This window comes from Mesorhizobium sp. M7A.F.Ca.CA.004.04.2.1, assembly GCF_004022825.1.
GTDB lineage: Bacteria > Pseudomonadota > Alphaproteobacteria > Rhizobiales > Rhizobiaceae > Mesorhizobium.
Genome location: NZ_RZPH01000335.1, coordinates 1 through 5,569 on the forward strand (window position 1 = coordinate 1; position 5,569 = coordinate 5,569).

Annotated in this window: 3 protein-coding genes and 1 pseudogene; 3 read left to right on the top strand and 1 reads right to left on the bottom strand. The window is 64.0% G+C overall.

The annotated features are described in order from the left end of the window. Positions 1 to 699, bottom strand: a pseudogene (locus tag EN893_RS16405) (ATP-dependent DNA helicase RecG); the annotation flags it as partial. Positions 700 to 791: 92 nt separating this feature from the next. On the opposite strand from EN893_RS16405, the gene EN893_RS16410 reads away from it, so the two are divergent. The 3 genes from EN893_RS16410 to EN893_RS16420 all read left to right on the top strand — a co-directional run. Continuing rightward, positions 792 to 1,079 carry a succinate dehydrogenase assembly factor 2 gene (locus EN893_RS16410; protein ID WP_027036782.1) on the top strand — a complete coding sequence of 96 codons (288 nt, stop codon included), beginning with the start codon at positions 792 to 794 and terminating at the stop codon, positions 1,077 to 1,079. A 71-nt stretch (positions 1,080 to 1,150) separates the two neighbouring features. Further along, positions 1,151 to 4,648: a transcription-repair coupling factor gene (gene mfd, locus EN893_RS16415; RefSeq protein WP_128361646.1), complete on the top strand. Its 3,498-nt coding sequence runs from the start codon at positions 1,151 to 1,153 to the stop codon at positions 4,646 to 4,648. A 136-nt stretch (positions 4,649 to 4,784) separates the two neighbouring features. After that, a partial coding sequence (locus tag EN893_RS16420) for a 3-deoxy-7-phosphoheptulonate synthase (RefSeq protein ID WP_164900915.1) occupies positions 4,785 to 5,569 on the top strand: 785 nt, incomplete at its 3' end.

The window sequence follows — 5,569 nt, forward strand, 5'->3', positions numbered from 1 at the left end:
GTCATAGGCCAGGCGCCGCCAGGCAGCGCCATCGATGGAGACATCGATCGGGTCGGCCGGATTGTGGATGCGGGCGAGCGCATCGGCAAAGGCCGCAAAGGTGTGCCGGCGCATGAAGGCGCCGTCCTGCCATTCGGGAAATTCAGGCACACGCGCCAGCGCCTGGCCGATCGCCCGGCGCAGCACCTTGCCCGAGAGCCCGGCTGTCAGGGGATAGACCGGTTCGACCAGCGGCAGGTTTTCCGCCTCGCTGGCCAGCGCAATATGGTCGGGGTGGACCATGCTCGGGCGGCCATTGAACCATTCCATGCGGCCCGAGACCACGACATGCTCGCCCTCGGGCATCGCCTTTTCGAGATAGGAAGCGTGAGCATGGAAGAAGGTCAGCGCGATCTCGCCGGTGTCGTCATGGGCGAAGACGCGGTAAGGCACCGACCTGTTGCCGCGCGGCGGCGGCTGGTGGCGGTCGATGCGCACCTCCAGCGTCACGATTTGGCCTTCCGCGGATCCTGCGATGCCCGGGCGGCTGCGCCGGTCGATGACGGTGTGCGGCAGCACGAACAGAAGGTCGCCCGCGCGGGCGGGGCGGTCACCCAGATCGGCCGGGACAACCTTCTCGATCAGCGCGCCGACTTTCGGTCCGACGCCTGCAAGCGACGTGATCGGTACAAACAAGGGATCGAGGATGGTCGGGCGCATGATGTCAGCTTATGTTGCGATGGCGGCAGCGCAAGGCCGACAGCCCCTTCTATCCACGCTATATGCGCCGCAGCAAGCAAGGATGCGGCACGATGACCGGAACGACGAGATCAAGCGAGGGGCTCGACGTCCGCCGCCGCAAGCTTCTGTTTCGCTCCTGGCATCGCGGCATGCGCGAGATGGACCTGATCCTCGGCACTTTCGCCGACGCTGAGATCGGCGCCTTGACGGCCGAGGAAATCGACCAATATGAGAGGCTCCTCGACATTCCCGATACCGAATTCCTGCCCATGGTCACCGGCGAACGCCCGGTGCCGGCCGATATCGATTGTGCCGTCCTGCAAAAGATCCTGGCTTTCCGCCATTCTCTGACATTCTGAACACAAGCAATTCCAGGAAAAGTGCAAAGCGCTTCCCCTAGTGAATTGCGATAAAACAAGACCGTGATTTCATGAGCCTCATTCCCACCATCGGTTTGCCGAAAGACCGCGCCGGCCAGTTCATCGTCGACGGCGTCGCTGATGGCTATGAAGCCTTTGCGCTGGTGCAGGCGGCACTCGAGATCGCGCCCGACAAGCCGGTTCTGTTCGTCGCGCGCGACGGTCAGCGCCTGCCGGCGATCGTTGAGGCGCTGTCTTTCGCTGCCCCCGGCCTGCCGGTGCTGCAACTGCCGGCGTGGGATTGTCTGCCCTACGACCGCGTCTCGCCCGGTTCGGATGCTGCCGCCAAGCGCCTCGATGCGCTGACCGCCATGATCGCTCTGGCGAAGAAGCCGCACCGCGCCGTCATCCTCACCACCGCCAATGCGCTGCTGCAGCGCATTCCGCCGGCGGATCTCGTCGAGGCACAGACGTTCCACGCCAGGCCCGGCAACCAGATCGACATGAACGTACTGGTGTCGCGGCTGGAAACGTCCGGTTTTGAGCGCGTGCCGACCGTGCGTGGCATCGGCGAGTTCGCGGTGCGCGGCGGCATTCTCGACCTGTTCGCGCCTGGCTGGACCGAAGCGCTCAGGCTCGACTTCTTCGGCGACACGCTTGAATCGATCCGCGTCTTCGACGCCGCCACGCAGCGCACCACCGGCCAGCGCAAGTCGATGGCGCTGCAGGCGATGAGCGAAGTGGCGCTGACGCCCGAAACCATCAGCCGTTTCCGCCGCTCCTATATCGAAGCCTTTGGCGCTCCACAGCGCGATGACGGGCTCTATGCAGCAGTCAGCGAAGGCAGGCGGTTTGCCGGAATGGAACACTGGCTGCCGTTTTTCTATGAGCGGCTGGAGACGGTGTTCGACTATCTGCCTGACACGCCTGTCATCTTCGACCATCTGGCGCATGAGGCGTTGGCCGAACGCCACACGCTGATCCTCGACCATTACGAGGCGCGCAAGAAGCAGGCGGACGGTGCCTTGAAGGACGCCGTGCCCTACAAGCCGGTCGCACCGGACCTGCTCTATCTCTCCCCGGAAAACCTGATTGCCTCGCTCGGGCCGCGTGAAGCGATCGACTTCACGCCATTCGACGCGCCCGAAGTTGGCGCCAAGAAGGTCTATCACGCCGGCTCGCGCCACGGCCGCAGCTTCGTCGAGGAGCGCGCCGATCCGAACGCCAATGTGTTCGATGTCGTCGTCAAACACATCGCCGATGAGCGCGCGGCGCGCCGCCGCATTGTCATTGCCGGCTGGACCGAAGGCTCGCTCGACCGGCTTGGCCAGATCCTTGCCGAACACCATCTCGGCAATCTCAAGCAGGTGGCGACGCTGGCGGAAGCCGAAAAGCTCGAACCGGGGCAGGCGGCCCTGGCCGTACTGCCGCTCGAATCCGGCTTCGAGACCGAAAAACTGGTCGTCGTCGCCGAACAGGACATTTTGGGCGACCGGCTGATCCGGCGTTCGAAACGCAAGAAGCGTCCCTCGGACTTCATTGCCGAGGCCTCGGCGCTGTCGGCCGGCGACATTGTCGTCCATGCCGATCATGGCATTGGCCGTTTCATCGGCCTGCGTACCATCGAAGCGGTCGGCGCACCGCATGACTGCCTTGAAATCCACTATGCGGGTGACGACCGGCTGTTCCTGCCGGTGGAAAACATCGAGCTTCTGTCGCGCTACGGTTCTGACACAGCCGAGGCGACGCTGGACAAGCTTGGCGGCGGCGCCTGGCAGTCGCGCAAGGCGCGACTGAAGAAGCGCCTGCTCGACATGGCCGGGCAGCTGATCCGCATCGCCGCCGAACGGCAGATGCGCTCCGCACCGCCACTGGTGCCGGCAGAAGGCCTCTATGGCGAGTTCGCGGCCCGCTTCCCCTATGAAGAGACCGACGACCAGCAGACGGCCATCGATTCGGTGCGCGACGATCTTGCTGCCGGCAAGCCGATGGACCGGCTGATTTGCGGCGATGTCGGCTTCGGCAAGACCGAAGTGGCGCTGCGTGCCGCCTTCATCGCGGCGATGGAAGGCTTTCAGGTGGCAGTTGTGGTGCCGACGACATTGTTGTCGCGCCAGCATTTCAAGACCTTTTCGCAGCGTTTCTCCGGCCTGCCGATCCGTGTCGGCCAGGCGTCGCGGCTGGTCGGCGCCAAGGAACTGGCCGAGACCAAGAAAGGCATCGCCGAGGGCCAGGTCGACATTGTCATCGGTACGCACGCGCTGCTTGGTTCCGCGATCTCGTTCAAGAACCTTGGCCTGCTGATCATCGACGAGGAGCAGCACTTTGGCGTCAAGCACAAGGAGCGGCTGAAGGATTTGAAAACCGACGTGCACGTGCTGACGCTCTCGGCGACACCGATCCCGCGCACGCTGCAACTGGCGTTGACCGGGGTGCGCGAGCTGTCGCTGATCGCCACGCCACCGGTCGACCGCATGGCGGTGCGCACCTTCATCTCGCCGTTCGATCCCCTGGTCATCCGCGAGACGCTGCTGCGCGAGCGTTATCGCGGCGGCCATTCCTTCTATGTGGTGCCGCGCATCAGCGATCTTTCGGAAATCCATGATTTCCTGAAGGAATCCGTGCCGGAGTTGAAGGTGGCGGTGGCACATGGCCAGATGCCGCCGGGCGAACTCGACGATATCATGAATGCCTTCTATGACGGCCAGTACGACGTGCTGTTGTCGACGACCATCGTCGAATCCGGTCTCGACATCCCCACCGCCAACACGCTGATCATCCACCGCGCCGACATGTTCGGCCTGTCGCAGCTTTATCAGCTGCGCGGCCGCGTCGGGCGTTCCAAGGTGCGCGCCTATGCGCTGTTCACGCTGCCGGCCAACCGCAAGCTGACCGACACCGCCGAGCGCCGGCTGAAGGTGCTGCAATCGCTGGATACGTTGGGCGCCGGCTTCCAGCTCGCCAGCCACGACCTCGATATCAGGGGCGCCGGCAATCTTCTTGGCGAAGAGCAGTCCGGCCACATCAAGGAGGTCGGCTTCGAGCTCTACCAGCAGATGCTGGAAGAGGCCGTCGCCGAGGTGAAGGATTCCGGCGAAGTGCAGGATGGCGGCTGGTCGCCGCAGATTGCCGTCGGCACGGCGGTGATGATCCCGGAAAGCTATGTTCCGGACCTGCAGCTCCGGCTGGCGCTCTACCGCAGGCTTGGCGATCTCGAAAACACCGAGGAAATCGACGCTTTCGGCGCCGAGCTGATCGACCGCTTCGGCCCGCTGCCGGACGAGGTCAAGCATCTGCTCAAGATCGTCTTCATCAAGGCGCTCTGCCGCAAGGCCAATGTCGAGAAGCTCGACGCCGGGCCGAAGGGCGTCGTCATCCATTTCCGCAAGCGCGAATTCCCCAACCCGGTCGGGCTCGTCCGGTTCATCGGCGAGCAGGGCTCGCTGGCCAAGATCCGGCCGGACCACAGCGTCGTCTTCGTGCGCGATTGGCCAACCCCCGAGAAGCGATTGGCGGGCTCGGCGGTCGTCATGACCCAGTTGGCGCGGCTGGGGGAGAAGGCGGCGTAGCCGGCCCAGGCCATTCGCCAGCGCTTGAATTCCGGTCTAGAATAGGAAATCGGCTTCGTGTATGGAGCCGCCATCCCATATAGGGGCGGGAAATGGCAGGCGAGGGTGCTTGCCGGAAAGAGCGTTGGGTGCAGCGATGACGAAATGGTCGCCGAATTCGTGGAGAGCAAAGCCGATCAAGCAGGTTCCTGCCTATCCGGACCTTGCCGCGCTGAAGAACACGGAGGCCCAGCTCGCAACCTTTCCGCCGCTGGTTTTTGCCGGTGAGGCGCGCAAGCTGAAGAAGCAGCTCGCTTCTGTCGCCGCCGGTGACGCATTCCTCCTGCAGGGCGGCGATTGCGCCGAGAGCTTCGCCGAGCATGGCGCGGACAACATCCGCGACTTCTTCCGCGTCTTCCTGCAGATGTCCGTGGTGCTCACCTTCGCCGGCGCGCAGCCGGTGGTGAAGGTTGGCCGCGTTGCCGGCCAGTTCGCCAAGCCGCGTTCGTCCGACAACGAGACCAAGGGCGAGGTGACGCTGCCCAGCTATCGCGGCGACATCATCAACGGCATCGAATTCGACCCGAAGTCGCGCATTCCGGATCCCGCTCGCCAGGAAATGGCGTACCGCCAGTCGGCGGCGACGCTCAACCTTTTGCGCGCCTTCGCGCAAGGCGGCTATGCCAGCCTGGAGAATGTGCACCGCTGGATGCTCGGCTTCGTCTCCGACAGTCCGCAGGGCGAGAAATATGAGTCTCTTGCCAACCGTATCACCGAGACGATGGACTTCATGAAGGCCGTCGGCATCACTTCGGAAACCAACTACGCGCTGCGCGAGACGGATTTCTACACCAGCCATGAGGCGCTGCTGCTCGGCTACGAGGAGGCACTGACGCGCGTCGATTCGACCTCCGGCGACTGGTACGCCACGTCAGGCCACAT

Coding starts and splice junctions, on each gene's coding strand:
- EN893_RS16410 (WP_027036782.1), top strand. CDS start 792: ATGACCGGAACGACGAGATCAAGCGAGGGGCTCGACGTCCGCCGCCGC.
- mfd (WP_128361646.1), top strand. CDS start 1,151: ATGAGCCTCATTCCCACCATCGGTTTGCCGAAAGACCGCGCCGGCCAG.